Origin of the sequence: Prosthecobacter sp. (genome assembly GCF_044222565.1) — a bacterium.
In the GTDB taxonomy this organism is placed as follows: domain Bacteria; phylum Verrucomicrobiota; class Verrucomicrobiia; order Verrucomicrobiales; family Verrucomicrobiaceae; genus Prosthecobacter.
The window spans coordinates 169990-187580 of the sequence record NZ_JBGANA010000010.1 but is presented as its reverse complement, the minus strand read 5'-3'; the positions used below and the strand labels follow the sequence as shown (position 1 = coordinate 187580).

Annotated in this window: 21 protein-coding genes; 6 read left to right on the top strand and 15 right to left on the bottom strand. The window is 59.1% G+C overall.

Going from position 1 to position 17591, the window contains the following annotated elements; translation table 11 throughout:
* Positions 1-8 precede the first annotated feature (8 nt).
* A complete protein-coding gene (locus ACILSR_RS16465; protein WP_395750884.1) occupies positions 9-770 on the bottom strand; it encodes a DUF3313 family protein in 762 nt (253 codons plus the stop codon).
* Between the two features lie 140 nt (positions 771-910).
* Between ACILSR_RS16465 and ACILSR_RS16460 the strand changes: the two genes are divergently transcribed.
* Positions 911-1687 carry a glycosyltransferase gene (locus ACILSR_RS16460; protein ID WP_395750883.1) on the top strand — a complete coding sequence of 259 codons (777 nt, stop codon included), beginning with the start codon at positions 911-913 and terminating at the stop codon, positions 1685-1687.
* A 25-nt stretch (positions 1688-1712) separates the two neighbouring features.
* Here the strand turns inward: ACILSR_RS16460 and ACILSR_RS16455 are convergent, their stop codons facing one another.
* The 3 genes from ACILSR_RS16455 to hisC all read right to left on the bottom strand — a co-directional run bounded on the left by ACILSR_RS16455 (position 1713) and on the right by hisC (position 4976).
* Positions 1713-3191, bottom strand: coding sequence for a LysM peptidoglycan-binding domain-containing protein (locus tag ACILSR_RS16455; protein ID WP_395750882.1), 1479 nt, complete (start codon positions 3189-3191; stop codon positions 1713-1715).
* Between the two features lie 162 nt (positions 3192-3353).
* Entirely contained in the window at positions 3354-3842 is a 489-nt protein-coding gene (locus tag ACILSR_RS16450) for a Uma2 family endonuclease (protein ID WP_395750881.1), read from the bottom strand.
* Between the two features lie 39 nt (positions 3843-3881).
* Positions 3882-4976 carry a histidinol-phosphate transaminase gene (gene hisC, locus ACILSR_RS16445; RefSeq protein WP_395750880.1) on the bottom strand — a complete coding sequence of 365 codons (1095 nt, stop codon included), beginning with the start codon at positions 4974-4976 and terminating at the stop codon, positions 3882-3884.
* Between the two features lie 89 nt (positions 4977-5065).
* Here hisC and ACILSR_RS16440 point away from each other — a divergent pair, with 89 nt between their 5' ends.
* The 3 genes from ACILSR_RS16440 to ACILSR_RS16430 all read left to right on the top strand — a co-directional run bounded on the left by ACILSR_RS16440 (position 5066) and on the right by ACILSR_RS16430 (position 7617).
* The gene (locus ACILSR_RS16440) at positions 5066-6322 is read left to right on the top strand and encodes an MgtC/SapB family protein (protein ID WP_395750879.1); all 1257 of its coding nucleotides are present in this window, start codon (positions 5066-5068) and stop codon (positions 6320-6322) included.
* A gap of 76 nt (positions 6323-6398) precedes the next feature.
* A complete protein-coding gene (locus tag ACILSR_RS16435) occupies positions 6399-7361 on the top strand; it encodes a DnaJ C-terminal domain-containing protein (RefSeq protein ID WP_395750878.1) in 963 nt (320 codons plus the stop codon).
* Between the two features lies 1 nt (position 7362).
* On the top strand, positions 7363-7617 hold the full coding sequence (locus tag ACILSR_RS16430) for a chaperone modulator CbpM (RefSeq protein ID WP_395750877.1): 255 nt from the start codon (positions 7363-7365) through the stop codon (positions 7615-7617).
* Positions 7618-7632: 15 nt separating this feature from the next.
* Here the strand turns inward: ACILSR_RS16430 and ACILSR_RS16425 are convergent, their stop codons facing one another.
* From ACILSR_RS16425 to ACILSR_RS16415, 3 genes are all read right to left on the bottom strand, one after another.
* Positions 7633-9006 (bottom strand): Gfo/Idh/MocA family protein, encoded by a 1374-nt coding sequence (locus ACILSR_RS16425; RefSeq protein ID WP_395750876.1) that lies wholly within the window; start codon positions 9004-9006, stop codon positions 7633-7635.
* A gap of 111 nt (positions 9007-9117) precedes the next feature.
* The gene (locus tag ACILSR_RS16420) at positions 9118-9624 is read right to left on the bottom strand and encodes a hypothetical protein (protein WP_395750875.1); all 507 of its coding nucleotides are present in this window, start codon (positions 9622-9624) and stop codon (positions 9118-9120) included.
* A gap of 5 nt (positions 9625-9629) precedes the next feature.
* Entirely contained in the window at positions 9630-9950 is a 321-nt protein-coding gene (locus ACILSR_RS16415) for a hypothetical protein (protein ID WP_395750874.1), read from the bottom strand.
* Positions 9951-10083: 133 nt separating this feature from the next.
* On the opposite strand from ACILSR_RS16415, the gene ACILSR_RS16410 reads away from it, so the two are divergent.
* Together ACILSR_RS16410 and ACILSR_RS16405 are read left to right on the top strand one after the other, a co-directional pair.
* Complete coding sequence (locus ACILSR_RS16410; RefSeq protein WP_395750873.1) at positions 10084-10452, top strand: HesB/IscA family protein; 369 nt, start codon at positions 10084-10086, stop codon at positions 10450-10452.
* Between the two features lie 5 nt (positions 10453-10457).
* A complete protein-coding gene (locus ACILSR_RS16405; protein WP_395750872.1) occupies positions 10458-11018 on the top strand; it encodes a J domain-containing protein in 561 nt (186 codons plus the stop codon).
* Between the two features lie 212 nt (positions 11019-11230).
* Here ACILSR_RS16405 and ACILSR_RS16400 read toward each other — a convergent pair whose 3' ends face one another.
* From ACILSR_RS16400 to ACILSR_RS16365, 8 genes are all read right to left on the bottom strand, one after another.
* Entirely contained in the window at positions 11231-12046 is an 816-nt protein-coding gene (locus tag ACILSR_RS16400; protein ID WP_395750871.1) for a hypothetical protein, read from the bottom strand.
* Between the two features lie 937 nt (positions 12047-12983).
* A complete protein-coding gene (locus ACILSR_RS16395) occupies positions 12984-13340 on the bottom strand; it encodes a hypothetical protein (RefSeq protein ID WP_395750870.1) in 357 nt (118 codons plus the stop codon).
* A gap of 54 nt (positions 13341-13394) precedes the next feature.
* Positions 13395-13832: an SMI1/KNR4 family protein gene (locus tag ACILSR_RS16390; protein WP_395750869.1), complete on the bottom strand. Its 438-nt coding sequence runs from the start codon at positions 13830-13832 to the stop codon at positions 13395-13397.
* A gap of 143 nt (positions 13833-13975) precedes the next feature.
* Positions 13976-14404 (bottom strand): hypothetical protein, encoded by a 429-nt coding sequence (locus ACILSR_RS16385; protein ID WP_395750868.1) that lies wholly within the window; start codon positions 14402-14404, stop codon positions 13976-13978.
* An 895-nt stretch (positions 14405-15299) separates the two neighbouring features.
* Complete coding sequence (locus ACILSR_RS16380) at positions 15300-15755, bottom strand: CARDB domain-containing protein (protein WP_395750867.1); 456 nt, start codon at positions 15753-15755, stop codon at positions 15300-15302.
* A 144-nt stretch (positions 15756-15899) separates the two neighbouring features.
* The gene (locus ACILSR_RS16375) at positions 15900-16214 is read right to left on the bottom strand and encodes a hypothetical protein (RefSeq protein WP_395750866.1); all 315 of its coding nucleotides are present in this window, start codon (positions 16212-16214) and stop codon (positions 15900-15902) included.
* Positions 16215-16323: 109 nt separating this feature from the next.
* Entirely contained in the window at positions 16324-16560 is a 237-nt protein-coding gene (locus ACILSR_RS16370) for a hypothetical protein (protein ID WP_395750865.1), read from the bottom strand.
* A gap of 9 nt (positions 16561-16569) precedes the next feature.
* Complete coding sequence (locus ACILSR_RS16365; protein ID WP_395750864.1) at positions 16570-17544, bottom strand: hypothetical protein; 975 nt, start codon at positions 17542-17544, stop codon at positions 16570-16572.
* Between the last annotated feature and the right edge of the window lie 47 nt (positions 17545-17591).

Genomic DNA, 17591 nt, shown 5'->3' with positions numbered 1-17591 from the left:
CCAGCGTGTCAGTTGGGACGCAGGGTGATGGAATTTGAGTCCCTCACCTTCAAACCTCGCGGAGAACGGGTCATCTGCTCAAACTGTCTGGCCCAATGGCGCATGGTGTTCACGGCATGCCCGTAGGGCTGATAGTCGCGGAGGCTGATGAAGGTCAGCTGGTCGCTTTCGTTGTCGGCGAACTGGAAGAATGGGCGGTGTGTGATGGAGTCCGTGACCTTTCCTTCGATGGCCATGTTTCCCTTGGTGAGGTAGGCGGCAAAGCCCATCATTGGCGTAGCCACAAACTTCAGCACGGTCACCACGGCGTTTCCCTTCGGGCTGGTGGGATTGAGCTCAATGATGGCGAGTTGCAAGGTGAGCGTGTCCTTGCCAGGGCGGTCCGCGAGCCGATACAGGGGCGTGGAGGAGTGACGAAAGGCGGCGACAAATTCCTCCCGCAGACGCGCGGCGACATCTGCCTCTCGGCGCTGCACGCCGCCCCAGGCGACTTCGCTGGAAGCAAGGCCGCGGCTCAGCGGTCGCAGGTAGCGCAGCGTCACCGGAGCGATGAAGAGCTTCCGTTTTGCTTTTCCCGCGGCGAGCACCTTGGGATCGGGCGTGGTCCAGACCTTTTGAAATCCCAGCTGCGCCGCCGCATCCTGCGCCAGCGCTGGCTGCTCGAAAAACGGAGAGAGCTGCGCGGGATGTGCTTTGAGCATGCGGTTCGTCGAACTGCACGCGGACAGCAAAATCATCAGCACTACGAAAATTGAATGCGGAAAACGCATGAGTGGTAGCGTGATGATAATGACACTGCCAACTACTCCGCAATGACAGACCGCCGCGGAGGCACAAAAGATCATCCGCTCGCACGGATTTGTCTTTAACCTCCACCTGGTTTTGCAGAACATTCGACAGCCGACCTTTCATGCCACCCGCCACCGTCCACCTCGTCATCCCCTGCTATCAGGAGAGCGGACGCATCGGCCCCTTTTTGAACGAACTGTGCGAAGTGACGCGTGATCTCGGCGGCGTGACCATCCAGGTGGTCGAAGACGGGTCAGACGCAGCGGAAGCCGCCCGCATGCGGGACATCATCGCTCCGCTGTGCGCCAGACATGCTCACTTGCGGCCCGCACTGTTTCTACCGCAAAACCGCGGCAAAGGCGGGGCCGTGTATGCCGGCTGGGATACCGCGCCGGACGTGGACTGGCTGGCCTTTGTGGATGCAGACGGCTCGTGCTCCGCGGCGGAAGTGCTGAACCTCATCAGGAAAGCCCGCCTGCAGCCAACGCCGCAGACCGCCTTGTTCGCCTCACGCTGGGATCAAACAGGAGACAAGGTGCGGCGGCAGTGGAAGCGCCGGCTCATGGGCCGCATCTTTGGTACGCTGGTCTCCACACTTCTGAACATTTCCATTCACGACAGCCAGTGCGGGCTCAAGCTGATCCCGCGCACAGCGTATCAGCGCATCGCCCCGGGCCTGCGCATCCATGGTTTTGCATTTGATGTGGAGCTGCTGGCCGCGCTGCATGACAGCGGCTGCGATTTTGAAGAGGTCTCGATCGCCTGGCATGAAACGCCCGGCGGCCATGTGCATCTGGTGCGTGATTCAGTCCGCATGGCGCGGGATGTTCTGGCGGTTCGCAGCAGGAGAAAGTCAGGGGGGCAAGGCTGGTCAAGCGGGTCAAGGCTCGATGCTTGAGCCCCCTTGACCTTTGACCGCTTTTTTACTCCCACTTCAATTCCGTGCCCACGGGAAGAAGGCGCACCACGCGGGCGATGTCCCAGTTCGTCAGGCGAAAGCCGCCGATGCTTTCCTGCTTGGCCATGGTGCCGGGTATGCTGGTGCCATGCAGGCCGTAGGGCAGGATTTTGGGATCGCCGCTCTTGGCGAGATTGATCCATGCGATGCCCACAGGATTGTTGGGTCCCGCAGCGAGTGTGGCGGGCGCAGGAAGCGGTGCGGCGGCGCTGCCAGTGCTGGTCATGCGCGGGCGCGGGATGACTTCCATGACCTTCCAGGTCCTGCGACCGTGGAGCCCAGGGCGGGCTGAAGACACGGGCATGCTTGCGATCACGGTGTCGCCTCGGTGAATGATGAGACGGTTGACTCCGATCATGCTGGCAGAGACGGGAGCCGCCGGATCGGCGGCGGGCTGCAGCGGCGCCTCCAAAGCTTTTTCGATTTCAAAGGGCAGGACGTTTGGCACCAGAAAGATGGCGCCGGGCACATTGGGATTTTTCAGACCTGGATTGATGTGGCGCAGGAAGGACTCGGCGGCATGAAAACGCTCGGCCACGAATTCCCAGGTGGAGTGGTAGGCCATGAAAGTCTCGCGTGTCAGCTCGTCAAACGTGGGCGGCGGCTCGACCGCTTTTGCCCTGGACTTGCTGGGAGGAGCGCTGCCCTCGCGGGGTGAGATCCAGCGCATGTCAGCCGCCGTTAGCACGTACTCGACATAGGGGCCGCCAATAGCTTTCATGGCAGGCGAGGGCAAACCTTCGGGCGTGTGGAGCTGGCCGGGATGGGCCTTTTCAAAGGCCTTGTAGGCCGCGTCGTACACCGGGCCCGCTGTGCCATCGATGGGGCCAATGGTGAAGCCCTGGCGATCCAAGAAAGCCTGGATCTGCACCAGCTGAGAAGCGTTCCACGCGGCAGGTGGCAGAGGGCGATGCGGCTTGGTAGCGATGAGCACAGGCGGCTCTTCTTTCGGCGCAGGTGCGTTTTTTTTAGCCTTCTCTTTGGCCTTGGCTGCTTCCTTGGGCGCTGCCTTGGCTTCCTCTTTGGCTTTGTCCTTGGTAGCTTCTTGTGCGGCGGTCTCTGCGGCGACCAGGGCTTTGACGTCATTCTCCCCGGGCACCTTGACGATCTGACCGATGACGATGCGGTCATTCTTCAGCTCATTGAAGCTCCTGAGCTGATCCACGGTAACGCCGTACGTGTGACCGATCTTCGTGAGTGAGTCGCCCTTTGCCACCGTGTGCTCGACCATCTGTGCGGGCGGGCCTTTAGGGATGACCTTGGTGACGGGAGTAGCTTTGGCGATGGTTTCTGGCGTGGCTGACACCCCGGGGTTGATGACGGGCGCTTCAGGCGGTGCATCGATCGGAATGCCCCACGCCGCCGCCTCCGAGGGTGCGACCTGCCATGGCCATTTCACCGCCTGTTCCAGTCCCGGCTCGATGACAGGAATGGGAGCCTTCACGGTTTCCTTCTGCGCCAGGACAGCGACCGGGAGACAAACTGCCGTGACGAAAAAAACAAGAAAAACCCACGTGAGCTTTGACGGAAAAAGTTGCAGCGCCATGCGCTCAATCAATCCGCATTTGGCGGCTGCACAAGCTTGGGTTCATCATGGAAACCATGATCATTCCCACTCAATGCGCGATGGGCAATCCGGGCAGAGGCGTGAGCGAGACACTGGATCAATACCGTCACGCAGGAAGAATTCCATGCGCCCTTCCTTGTCGCACATCCACACTTCTTCGGCTCCGCTGGCAAAATAGAGACGCAGTTTGTCCGTCATCTCGAAGCGATGGTTTCCTGGTGAAACAACTTCCACGCAGATTTCTGGAGCGATGGGCAGACTTGCTTCACGACGATGAGGTGCAAAACGCTCACGGCTGATCCAGGCAACATCCGCCACTTTGATTCCATCCGTGGTCTGAATGGCGGCCTCGGAAAGGATCCTTCCCTCCGGCATAAGACGTTTCAGAGTGAAGCCAATCTCGCCCTGAAAATCGCTCTGCCATGCAGATGCGGGACTCATGACGATTTGATCAAAGCGATTGGTTTCAATCTTGTAGGGCAAGTCCTGCAGGGACTTGTCCTCACAAATGTCAGCCCAGATGCTCATGACGAATATTTACTGCTTCAGCCGGTGACTGACGAGCCCCTATTTCCCCAGCACCCCCTTCAGCACCTCGATGCAGCGCTCATTCTGCGGCATGGTGCCGATGGAGATGCGCACCCATTCGGGGAGCTTGTAGGCGGCCATGGCGCGGACGATGACGCCCTTGTCCATCATGGCTTTGAAGACGGCATTGCCATCGCCCACTTTGACGAGGACGAAGTTGGCGAAGCTCGGGATGTATTCGAGGCCCATCTCGCCAAACTGCTTCTGCAGGTAGGCTCGGCCTTCGTCCGTGATGGCCTTGGTCTTGTTCTGGTGCTCTTCATCCAGCAGCCCGGCGAGTGCACCAGCCTGGGCGATGGAGTTCAGGTTGAAGGGCTGGCGGGTACGCTGAAGCACATCGATCAGTTCCTTGTTCGCAATGCCGTAGCCGACGCGCGTGCCTGCAAGGCCCTGGATCTTGGAGAAGGTGCGCAACAGGATGACATTGCGGCCTTCGCGGACGTACTTGAGCGTGTCCGGCGGATTGTCGAGGAACTCATAATAAGCCTCGTCAAACACCACGACGACATGATCCGGCACCTTGGCCATGAAGCGGTCGATCTGCTCCTGCGTGACGAGAGTTCCCGTGGGGTTGTTGGGATTGGCGATAAAGACCTCCTTCGTGTTCGGCGTGATGGCGGCGGCCATGGAGTCGAGGTCGTGCACATAGCCGGGGTCCGGCACTTCAATAGTCTCGGCACCGAAGACCTTGGCCATGAGCTTGTAAACGAGGAAGGCGTGCTCGGCGGTGATGATGTTGTCCCCGGGTTTGAGGAAGGCGTGGCCGATGAATTCGATGACTTCATTGGAGCCGCAGCCCATGATGATGTTGCCCATTTCCAGGCCAAACTTCTCAGCGAGCGCATTGCGCAGCTTCCACGATGCGCCATCGGGGTAGATGTTTACCTCGGTGACAGCCTGGCGCATGGCCTCGATGGCCTTGGGCGATGGGCCGAGCGGGTTCTCGTTGGAGGCGAGCTTGATGATGTCCTCGGGCTTCAATCCGCGTTCACGCGCCACGTCTTCGATGGGCTTGCCGGGTTCGTAGGCGACGAGGTCTTTGAGCTGTGGGTTGGCGTAGTTCCAGATGGACATGGTTGGTGGCTTGGAGGCCCTTTTCTTGGACTGGGATGGCCAGGATGGCAAGTCCGTGTAAAGTCTTCCGGAGACTTCGTTTACCTCCCATGCCAACCACGCTGCCTGAAACTTCGGAACTGCTGCTCTCCCTCGGCACCGCCACCGGCCTGGGGCTGCTCGTCGGTCTGCAGCGGGAGTGGGCCAAAAACCGCGTCGCGGGCATCCGCACTTTTGCGCTGCTGACGCTCTTTGGCGCGCTCACAGGCATGCTGGGAAACACCTATGGCAGCTGGGTGCTTGCCGCGGGATTCATCACCTTTGCCGGCATCGTGGTGCTGGGGAGCTGGATCCGGCAGTCAAAACGCGCTCCAGCCTCCGGCCTGGCCACGGAAATGGCCATGCTGGTGATGTTTGTCACGGGCATCATCACCATGATGGGGGAGCGCCTGCTCGCCGTCATGATAGCCGGCGGAGTGATGGCGCTCCTGCAAAGCAAAAAGGCGCTCCATGCCGTGGCGCGGCATTTTGGCGAAGAAGAACTGCGTGCGCTCGCGCGCCTCGTCCTGCTGGGGCTCGTGATTCTGCCGGCGCTGCCGAATCGTGAAATGGGTTATCTGGGGGTGCTCAATCCTTTTTCCATCTGGCTTATCGTGGTGCTGATCGTCGGCATCAGCCTGCTGGCGTACCTGGCGGAAAAGTACCTGGGTGGGTCCAAAGGGGCCGCCGTGGCAGGAATCCTGGGAGGTCTGGTGTCCAGCACAGCCACCACGGCCAGCAGTGCCCGGCGCAGCAAGATTTCCGCCCGCGGCAGCCTGGCCCTGGCGGCCATGGCGCTGATCGCATCGGCTGTGGCGTTCGTCCGCCTGCTGGGGGAGGTGGCCATCGTGGCCTCAGATCACATTCGCGAGCTGCTGCCACCGCTTGTCGCCATGATGCTCTGGGTGGGGTTGATCGCCGCAGTGGCGCACCGGTTTGCCGAAAACGCCGACTCGGAACCGGTGGATGAACATCCGCCGTCTGAACTCAAGCACGCGGTCATGCTGGGCCTGCTGTATGCTCTGGTGCTCGTCGTGGTGGCCTACACGCGCCAGCACAGCAGTTCGTCCGGATTGTACATGGCGGCCTTCCTTTCCGGGCTGCCGGACATGTCCGCCATCACTCTGTCCACCTCACGCCTGGTCAACACCGGCCATCTCGAAACCTCGGTCGCCTGGCGCATGATTCTCGTGGGCGGCATGGCGAACCTTTGCTTCAAAATGTTTTTCGTCATCGCCCTGGGTTCGAGATCCTACATGAAACCGGCGCTGCTGGGGCTGCTGCTTTCAGTCGCGGGTGGCGCGGCCATTCTGGCTTTCTGGCCGTGAAGTCCGGGCATCCGCCCAAAGAATGCAGGACGAATCACAACGACAGGCTGCTGAGAGACGTAATCATTAATCCATCATGCCCGCCGAATTCAAAGACTACTACGCCACGCTGGGCGTCGCACGAGATGCCAGCGCGGACGACATCAAAAAAGCTTTCCGCAAACTCGCCCGGCAGTACCACCCTGACACGGCGAAGGACAAGAAGACCGCCGAGGCCAAGTTCAAGGAAATCAACGAGGCCAATGAAGTGCTCAGCGATCCTGAGAAGCGCAAAAAGTACGACACCCTGGGTGCTGGCTGGCAGGACGAGGGCCATTACCAGCCGCCCCCCGGAGCTGAAGATGGGCATGCACAGGAGTTCCACTTTGGCGGCACCGGCTTCAGCGACTTCTTTGAGCAGTATTTCAGCGGCGGCAGCCGCTATGGCTTCCCGCAGGACTTTGAGCCGGAAGGACCGAGCGGCACCGCCAGGCGCAGCCGTTCCCGCCGGGGTCATGACATTGAGGGAGACATCCTCGTCACCCTGGAGGAGGCCATGCATGGCACCCAGCGGCCCATCTCACTGCAGACGACGAATCGTCAAACCGGCGAAGTCCAGACCCACAGCTTCGAGGTACGCATACCACCCGGAGCGACCGATGGCCGGCGCATCCGTGTGCCCGGCCAGGGAGAGCCCGGCCAGAACGGAGGCGCAGCAGGAGACCTTTTCCTGCGCGTGCGCCATGCCGCACACCCAGACTTCACCACCGTGGAGGCGGACGTGTATCATGAGCTGGATGTGGCGCCGTGGGAGGCGGTGCTCGGTGCGGAGGTCATCGTTCCGACGCTGGATGGCTCCATCAAGCTGCGCATCCCGGCGGGGGCGGAAAACGGCCAGACACTCCGAGTGCGCAGCCGCGGACTGCCAAAAGGCAAGACCGGCGAACGCGGCGACTTCTTTGTGAAGCTGCAAGTCGTGCTGCCAGACAAGACCAGCGATGCCGAGCGCAAGCTATGGGAACAGCTGCGCAGTGCCTCAACCTTCAACCCACGCGCCTGATATGAGCGACTCCTCTTCCCAAGCCTACACACTGGAAATTCTCTCCGAGACCACCGGTGTCTCGACTCAGACGATCGTCACCTACCAGGAGCACGGCATCATCCGCCCTCAATACAACGACGAAACCGTTCGTGCCCTGCGCCGCATCGAGCATCTGCGAGAGACCTGCGAGATGAACCTCAATGGACTCAAGCTGCTGACACAGCTGCTCGATGAAGTCGAACAGCTGCGGCAGGAACTGCGCACGAAACGCTGAAATCCGTCAGATGCCTCAGACGAACTTCGTCACGCCGGGGCGTGGCATCGGCGTCGGCACAAACTTGTCGCCATACTTGAGGTTGTCCGGAGCGAGATCCTGCTGGGAGGAAAGGATGGCGAGGGGAGCACGGTCGGACTTCTTGTCCTTCTTCGCATCCTTGTCACCACCTTCGGCGGCGGCTTCCTGCCACATGATTTTCTGCCCGGTGTAGGCGGCCTCGCGCCCCATGATGGCAATGAGGGTGCTGCTCATCATGCGGTCGCCGTCATTGATGACCTCGCCTTTGCGGATCGCATTGAAGAGCGCCTGATGCTCCAGATCGTACATGTTCTTTTCCTCGCCACGCCAGCGCCAGCGCTTCTCGCCGTCGATGTAAGGCGCGGGGCCCTTGCCAATGACCAGACGGCCCTTGGTGCCATGGATGACGTCCGCGACTTCATTGTGGCAGCCGGTGATCTGGCGGTTGGTGATCTGGCAGATGAGCCCGTTGTCCCATTCGTAAGCGCAGTGGAAATGATCAAAGATGTTGCCGTCTTCCGCAGGGATCTGGCGGCCGCCGGTGCCGATGACGCTGATCGGCGGAGTGTCCTTCATGGCCCAGCAGATCTTGTCCAGGCTGTGCACGGCCTGCTCCACGAGGCTGTCGCCGCTGAGCCAGGAGAAGTTGTACCAGTTGCGCACCTGCCACTCCACATCCCCCATGCCGGCGGGACGGCCAGCGGCCGGAGGCATGACCTTCACTGGTCCGGAGTAGTAGGTCGCGAGGATGCCGGTGATGTCGCCGATGTCACCATCATGGAGTCGCTTGTAGCACTCGATGCGGCTGGTGGCGTAGCGCCAGCAGAAGCCGGCCACGAGATTGAGCTTCTTCTCCTTGGCCTTTTCCACGGCGGCCTGGGCCACGCGATAGCCGGCGGCATCCACCGCCATCGGCTTCTCGCAGAAGATGTGCTTTCCGGCCTCCACTGCTGCCGTCAGGTGCAGCGGGCGGAATCCGGGGGGCGTGGCGAGCAGCACCACGTCCACGCCGCAGTCGATGAGCTTCTGGTAAGCATCGAGCCCGGTGAACTTCTTGTCCGGCTGCACATCCACGCGGTCCGGAAACTGGGTGGAAAGGTTCTTGATGCTGCTCTCGATCTGCGTGTCGAAGGCATCGGCCATGGCCACAATCTTCGAATTGTAATCCGCGCCCAGAGCCTGAGCCGCCGCGCCGGTGCCACGACCGCCGCAACCGATGAGGCCGATCTTCAAAGTCTCGTTTGAATCCGCTTTTTTTGCTGCCAGCAGACTCCCTGCGGAAGTGAGAACGGCAGGGGCGAGGATAGCTCCTCCGCTGGCATTGAGGAAACGGCGGCGCGAAAAGGCGGAAACAGCTGGATCAGACATGGGAGCGGAGGGTGGTTGAATAACAGAAGTGTGATTCGGCATGGGGACGCCAAACCTTTCAGCGAAAGGCCAGATTCGAACCAAGATGACGGGGCCGGCGTTAGGAAGCCGCTAATGAATCGAACCAGGCTCTGCTCTGCCGTGGCGATGGATGATGTTCGTCGGCCCGGAGGCATGCGGCGGAAGCCCGTCATCGTCCAGCGCTCCCAGCGGCTGTGTTTCTTCACGGCTGATCTCGTCATCCGGTGAAGGCTGCAGCAGCGTTTGCACGAGGAGCTGGGTGTCTTCCAAAAAGGTCAGTCCCACGCGACGGAGGAAATCCACCTCCGAAGCATGCGAGTGAAGCGTGATCAGGAGGCATTCCCCCTGAAACAGGGCCAGCACAAACACGCCCTCATACCCGAACCAGAATGTTTTCACGTCCCGGTCACCACCGCTGGCAAAGTGCGCGCGCGCATCATGCAGCGCCTGCAGCAGACGCTCGGCACGGAACTCCTCAAAGGGTAGGAGATTGATCAAAATCTGCCGCCGCCAGCACAGCAGCAGGCCATTCACGGAACCCGCGTGCTTCAGACGTTCGAGAGCAGAGCGGAGAGAAGGAGTGATGGATGCAGCCATGGTGTTTATGCCTCCAATGCGTTGGCCCGGGTGAGCAGTTCAAACATCGGCACCCGTTCTCCGATGAGCGCGCCGGCACCAGGATCCTTGGCATCCGTGCCAGCATCGAAATACGCGAAGTTCAGGGTGAAGTCCTCCTCCTGCAGCGATCCCATCCAGGGCGCGCCGAGTTCGAGGCACTCGCCCACTTTCAGACCAAAATGCCGCAGTCCTTGGAAATCGGCGGCGTAGTTGTTCACGGCTTCCTGACCGCTGTCACTGGCCACGACGCCATCTTTCAGGGTGAAGAGTTGCAGGGGTAGAGGTAAGACCTCGGATTCGCTCATGGAGATAAGGGTGTTGTGCCTCTTTCGTCTCAAAAATACCTTGCTGAGGCAAGCAGAATCCACGCACCCATCAAAATAGAGGCCCCCTGCCCCTTTCCTTCGTTCCATCCTTGGATTATCTGTCCCTCCCCCCATGACCGCCGTCGCTCCCAGTTTCAAAATCGGCAACGAAAAACTCATCAAGGTGCTGCCAAATGCCGCCAACCGTCTTCTCGGCCTGCTCAAAAAGCAGGGCCGCGCGGAAAACGGCGCCCTGCGCGTCGCCGTCGTCGGCGGTGGCTGCTCCGGTTTGCAGTACAAAATGGACCTCGTCGATGGCCCGGCCAACCGCGACATCATGGTCACCTCCTGCGAAGTGCGTGTGGTCATCGACCCCAAGAGCGCCCTCTTCGTCTCCGGCTCCGAGCTGGACTACAGCGACGACATCCAGAGCGGCGGCTTCAAGGTGAAAAATCCCAATGCCGTCGTCACCTGCTCCTGTGGCGAAAGCTTCTCCGCCTGAGCCCAATGCCGAACGCCTTTGCCCTCCTCGGACTGCCACGCATCGCCGCCCTCGATGACGAGGCGCTGCAGCAGGCCTGGCTGGCCGCCAGCCGCAGTGCCCACCCCGACCAGCCCGGAGGCGATGCCACCCGCGCCGCCGAGATCAACACCGCCTACGAAACCCTGCAGGCCCCCGAGAAGCGCCTGAAGCATCTGCTGGAGCTTCACGAGGTTCCCTGGCGCACCGTTCCCATCGATGATGCGATGATGTCGCTCTTCGGCAAGATGGGCCCGGCACTGCAAAACGTCGCTGCTTTCCTCAAGCGCAAACAGGCCGCCACCTCCGCCCTCGCCAAAGCCCTCCTCGCCCCCGATGAGATGCGCCTGCGGGAGGATCTTGAAGCCCTCGGCACCACGCTCGATACCAGCCGCACAGCGCTGCTGGAAAACCTGCCCGCATTGGATGCGCGACTCAGCGCAGGCGACACCACTGCACTGTCCGATCTGCAAATCCTGCAGGCGCGGCTGGCCTACTTTGGCAAATGGCAGGCGCAGGTGCGTGAGGCGCTGCTGAGTTTGATGTAGCTCAGCTCTCCTGTCCGCTGTCCATTTGATAAGGCTCGCCCCCGTCAACATTTTCATTGCAGCCTCGTAATCCTGATGCGCCAGCTCACAGGACTAACGTACTCCGGTGTCCCGACTCGATGATTTTGACCCACTGGAGTGCCAAACGCGTGATGCCTCCTAAATCCCCCTGCCTGCATCCGTTTGCTTCGCCTTGGTTGTGGGATGATGGCTCATTTCGGTGAAGCGGTCTTTGTCGCCTGTCCGATCAGCCAGGCACGGATGGCGGGGGCTGCCTTCATCGGGATCGTATGGCCGCCGGCATCCTCAAAGATAAACGTGGTCGCGGCACCGGCAGCCGTGGCCTGGTCGATGATCTCCTGCGCCCGACGCTTAGAGGCAGCCTGGCTGGAGACCATGAGATACGGCTTCCCTTTCAGCAGTTCGTAATGCCTCAGTCGGCCGCCGCCCTCGATGAAGAAAAAGGCGGAGAACTGTCTGGTGATTTCCCCGTCTGACTCATCGATCAGGCCCTGGGTGGCATGAGCACCATTCGAGGAGCCGCCGATGACCATGCGGCTTTTGTCGATGTTCGGAACGACCTCGAAGAGTTTGGCGAGCATGGTACGGAAGAAAGGCCACATGAGCCGGGCATCCTCATCCCGCATGACGACATTGCCGCCGGGGTCCTTCGGAGCGATCTTCTTGAAGAAGGGCATGGAGGCGCAGACAAAGTCCTGATCCCCGGTCATCGCAGACACGATGGCCGTCTTGGGCCCCCCATTGCCACCGCTGCCGCCGTGCAGGAAGACGAGGAGCGGAAACTTGCCGCCCGGCGTATAGTTCTTGGGGAGCGAAATCGACAATCGCGCCGGCCCTTGATTCGAGGTCGCTACTGACCAGTAGGTCGGCGGCATCTCCGGGAACGGGATCGTGAAGGTTTCCCCAGGCATGCGCCGCGCCGCCGCCTCGTCGCCAAGCCCGACGCGGGGCCACAGACAAACGCTCAACAATCCGGCGGCAAACGTAGCGGTTCTGACGAGTTTCATTGATTTATCCTTCCTCACTTGGGCAAATGGAATCAGCGGATCGTGTCGCAATTTTATAGCCCTGCCTTGGCGGGCTTGTCATAAAAACGATATCAAGAGCCCCCCATCTATCGACCCGCTTGTAAAACAAAGCACTCCAGAAAGGAGACGAATCCCCTTTGCGCTTTGTCGTCCATTTCGTGGGCACCACGCTAAAAACCTTCAAAAACCAGGACGATTCTCAGGCATGTAGGTGATTTGGCCTGACTTCCCAGATCATGCGTCAACGAGCGGAAAACGTCGATGACACCACAGATGCTATTCGAGCCGTTGCCTGCCTCCGTTTTGGTTGGTCTTTTTTGATTATAGACGGATCTCATTTCTCCGAAGTGGTATCTCAATACGGTCGGGAAGCTTCAGGAAGAGACGATGTTCTTCTCGGGCGTCGAACGTCAGTGATGAAGACTGGTAGCCCGGCGCAGATGCTTTGATCGTCAATGAAGCTGGGACATCCCGCAAGTGCCAAGGCACAGGCGCCACGCCTGGACTGCCGATGTAGAGAAGATAATGCCACTGCGATACTGGAGGCAAGGTGAACAGTCCCGAAACCGATGTCGAGGTACGACGAGTGTATCCTGCTCGGACTGCGTACACGGCGGCTGAGGGTATCGGTCTCCTGCTCTGAGCATCAACAACTGAACCCGATAAACGAGGAAAAACCGGCGTATTCGAAGGAAATGGAACGCAACTCGCCAACAAAATACTTCCAGCCACCAGCAAGGCTGCAGAAACGTGGCTCTTCTTCATGCGAGTAGTGATCGATAGTTGGGCAAACGACCCAGGCTCAGCGACGGCCTCGGCGTCGCGGGTGGAGCGCACGGTGCGCTCGCGAACTCCCGCGACGCTTGAACAGACGGCGGAGAGGCCGTTCGCTGCAGCGCATCGTCAGGTGCCTTTGTCACTTGCTTTCTTTGTGATGGTCGGGCATGACCACCAAGATGATGAGGCCAAGGCAACTGAGGAGCCCGAGCAGTCCGAGCCACTTTGAATGCCCTTTACCTTCTGCGTAATTCATACAACCCCAGATAAATAACACTGCTCCAGCCAACACCAGCATGAGTCCGAGGATCGACCCGGAATCGCCGGGGGAGATGATCGCGCGGCCAGCAATCTGAAGAATGATGCCGAGGCCAACGCCAATGTTCGTTTTGGATTTCTTTTCTAGTAGCATAGTGGTGTTCGTGTTGTGGTGACGCCTAACGCTTCGCATCAGGCGACGGCGAGCAGAAAGCGTCGATGACAGGACAGATGCCATAAGAGCCTTTGCCTGCATCCGTTTTGTTCGCCCTTGGTTGGGTGTGGTTGCCGCTCATATCTTGATCTTCCCTGATAACCACCAATCGAGATAGGTCGGAAGACAAGGAGCTATCCACGTCCGACTGTCATCCTCATGGTTCCAACAGAAAATATCCGTCCTCGTAATCGCCCCACCACATAGACTGTAGCCAAACTGATCTCCGTTCCCAGCGTCACCGAAAAAGAGCAGGCAGTCGAATGGCATGTAAAGAGAACGGAACTCGGGGAATGTCCGGAAGTGCTCGTTCCGGCTGACGATCTCCTCCAGAGGCCAGATCAACTCCAGCCCATAGTCGCCAGTAAGTCCATCCGTCGTGGTGAGCAACGAAACCAACTCATCGGGAAAGGCTGCTCGTAGCCGCGACGATGCATCCGCCACCCGTTGACTCGATGTTGCTGGACGAGTGTCGAGCTTTGGGTGGTGATTCGCAAGATGTGACTTCCAATTCATAACGAATGAGGAGGGCGCTCAGTGGTTGGGCGAAAGTCTCGGATCAGGCGACGGCGAGCGCAAGACTTTGCTGACACGACAGATAGCCTTCGAGCCGTTGCCTGCATCCGTTTTGTTCGCCTTCGTTGGTCCGTGGCAACTGCTCATGCTGGAGTGCCGAAAATGGAATAGCTGCCCTCGACTGCAAATGGTGGTTCAATGTCCGGCACTCCATCAACTATCCGATACGGGAAGATAACCTGCACTGAATAGCTATCTCGGTGGTCGATAGCGATGCAAACCGCATCCTGCTTCTCTGAGCGTCCCGGTGGAATGGTCCGAATGTCGTATGTAAGGGCAGTGGCCCTAATACTGCCATCTGCCGCCATCTGTCTCCAAGCCTTTTGAAGAACGTCAATCACCTCACTGGATGGCGGCTGCTCACCGCCAGGATAACCTGCATGATGCCCAACAGCACCGCCAACCTCGATAACTCTGCCGAATGGGAAGAACTCGCTATACTTCGTGAGTAGTTCCTCAGCGTACGGGAGCGACTCATCGACCAGTCGCTGGGCTTCTTCTTTGGCTGTCATGGCGTGTGGTTTCCGGAGTTAGGCGTCTCGGATCAGGAGACGGCGAGCGCAAGACGTTGCTGACACGACAGATCAGCTTCGCGCCGTTGCCTGCATCCGTTTTGTTCGCTCATGTTGGTAGTGGCAGGCTCAGCCATGGAATATCACTCGTCAACGGAGTTGAATCTGCGGAAATAGAACGGAACGCGATGTGGTAATGTAGAAACATTGGATTGGTCTGGGCAAATTGAGCTTTTTGCCACCGAAACATCTGCGACACGGTCACCACGTAACTGCCCGCTGTAACTGCAAGAGGAGTGTCGTCATAGGAAGAAGGCACAGCCGACATTACGGGATGGGAGAATGTGTTCGGATATGAACACACAATTGCAACGTTGCTTGACCGAGTGAGGCAAACTCTCCCCTTAAGGTTGAGGCGGGCCGAAAAACAGCGGGAATAGGACTCCAATTCCTCGCACGATTCCTCAGAGACTGCTAATGAGAATGTGCCTTGCGGGCATCCCCAAAACACAGACTGAGAGTCTCTCATCAGATGTCTCGCGGTCACCAGCCCTTGCGCCTCCTCCCACAGTTGATGCTCAGGCGTCAGTTCAGTATGGCGAAGTGGAGCCTTGGCAGCATCCGAAAATGGGACGATGCCCATGTAAATGTCTCGCTCAGTCGAAATCTCGACACGCGCTCCCGTGATGTTCTCGGGGAACGGCATTCTGCGCCTTGGATCGAACTCCTCGAGGCCAGGAATCACTGGAGACGGCTCAGCCATGTGGTTTTAGTTGAGCGAACGTTTCGGATCAGGCGACGGCGAGCGGAAAGCGTCGATGACACGACAGGTGCCATACGAGCCGTTGCCTGCATCCGTTTTGTTCGGCCTCTTGTGGTTCACTCGAGTTCATGGCTAGGGGATGACTTCGATCTCACCCTTGATTTCATTGTTGGTTTCGTCTGTCTCAGGAACGTTGTTTTCTTCATCCACAACTAGGCGGTAGGCGATCCTGCCCGGCTTGGTCGCCTTCATGTATTCATGCCCTGGCGAGCATCCATACTTCGAGAATGTTCCCGGCTGGCGAGCTCCCGTCGCATGATCAAAGGAAACCAACTTGCCATCCAGGTAGAAATGAACCGTGTGCGTCCCGCCCGGAATAATGTCTCTTCCGGCATTACGGATGATGTGCTCACCCGTGATTGAATCGCCGACACGAACCGTGGCTGGCATCATGTCCACAGAGGCCGCCACCAGATCGTAGTTACCCGGGGGTGTGGACGACAATCGGGCTGAGGAAGATGATCGTGAACAGGCCGCCTGCAAAAGCACTCCCAATGAAAGGACGACATGATGAATGTTGATGTTCATAGTGAGGTGACTGGTTGATTTGGTATTTTGGCCAACGCCCCGGATCAGGCGACGGCGAGCGGGAAGCGTTGTTAATACGACGGATGCAATACGAGCCGTTGCCTGAATCCGTTTTGTTCGTCCTTGGTTGTTGAAAGTGACTGCTCATGGCTCCAAGGTGAATGAACCAACGACCTCAAGCCGAGAACTGCCTCTGTAGTGCAATCTCCTGAGGTCGGTGAAGTCAAGGACATCGAAAGCATCGGTCTGGCCACCAAGCTCGGGTAGCAAAAGGTGCTCAAGGTAGTAAACGACATCTTCCAGGGCGAACCACGTCTTGGCGACAAGCTTGGGGGTATTTCCATCTCGCCTTATGACAACATAGCGCGAGGCCGGATGGCGGCCAAAACCGGCAGGAACAGCAATGCCACGGGCTGTGCAATAGCTCTCGATGATCTTCTTCAGTGGCTTTCCTGGCATGGCGAATGACTCTCGAATTTGTCCGAACTATTTGATGACCGACAGTCTTGTCGAGTACCTTATCTGCGACATGGACGACAGATTTGCAGGGTGCCAAAGACGTTGCGCCTCATGGCTCTTCGCTTTTCGCGCAAACGTGCGTCACAGGCAACTGCATTGCCGCACCCGCCACCGCATCCCGCACAATCCTCAAACACTCCTCAGGACTCGCATCCATGGGCAGCGTGATCGCCTTGTGAGCGGCCTGCAAGTGGCGCACTGGGCCTTCGCGGCGGACGTGGCTCACCTCGATGCCATGGCTGGCAAAGAAGCGCACCACGTCCTGGTTACTGGCATAACGGGCCATGGCAGCGACTTAGAAATCTCCGCCGCCACCACTGTCACCACCGCCAAAGTCGCCGCCGCCAAATCCGCCACCGGAATCTCCACCGCCGAAACTGTCGCCAGAGCTGGAGTAGTCGGTGTCGGTGCCGGAGAATCCGCCGCCGTCGTTTTGATTAAAGTCTGAATGGTGCTGATCATTGAAAGTGGCGGCATTGCTGTGGCCACCGAAAAAGTGGTCATACATCCACATGCCCGCGGCAGCGCCAAACATGCTGCCCATCATGTTTTGCAAAAAGCCGCCACCACCCACACCAGGCTGGCCCATACCACCATTGATCGTGCCGCCACCACCGCCGGACATGGCGCGGAAGAGGCTGCGAATGACATTGAAGACCACGATGATGGCCACAATGGCAAGAATGGGGCCCAGCCACGAAGAACCCGTCTGTGGCTGAACCGCAGCCGACCTGGAATGGGAGGTAGTCGGAGCAGCGCTGCCACCGCGATGCGAGGTCATCGTGGTGGAGATGAAATTCACACCATCAATCAGCGCCTCATCGTTCTTCTTGTCCCGCAGTTGCTTGATCATGCGCTGCACCAGTGTCTCACGATCCAGCAGCGTGAAGGCCTGCCTCTGCGTGTCATTGCCCACGACGACCTGCAGGTGCGCGGGCTGTTTGACGAGGAGAATGAATACACCGTTCACGCCCTTGGAGCGGGCGAGCTGCTCGGCCCACTGGGAAAAGCCGCGATTCATGGCCGCTTTGTCGCCCAGCAGCACCTTGGCCCTCATGTCCTCAGGCACTACGGCAAAGGTCTGCACAGAGATGTCCTTGTGCAGCCGGGTGGAGACATCCTTGATCGTCCCCGAGGCGTTCACCTTGGCGAACTCGGAGAAAAAGGCGCCGTCATCTTGGATGCCGCCGGCTGCGCGGACAGCGGAGGTGCCAAGCAGCAGCGTGGCAGCAAGCACGGGAAAGGATAAAAGGCGTGGGAGTGTGGTCATGATGGGAAAAGTTGGCGGGAGTAGTCTCAGCCATAAATACGCACCGG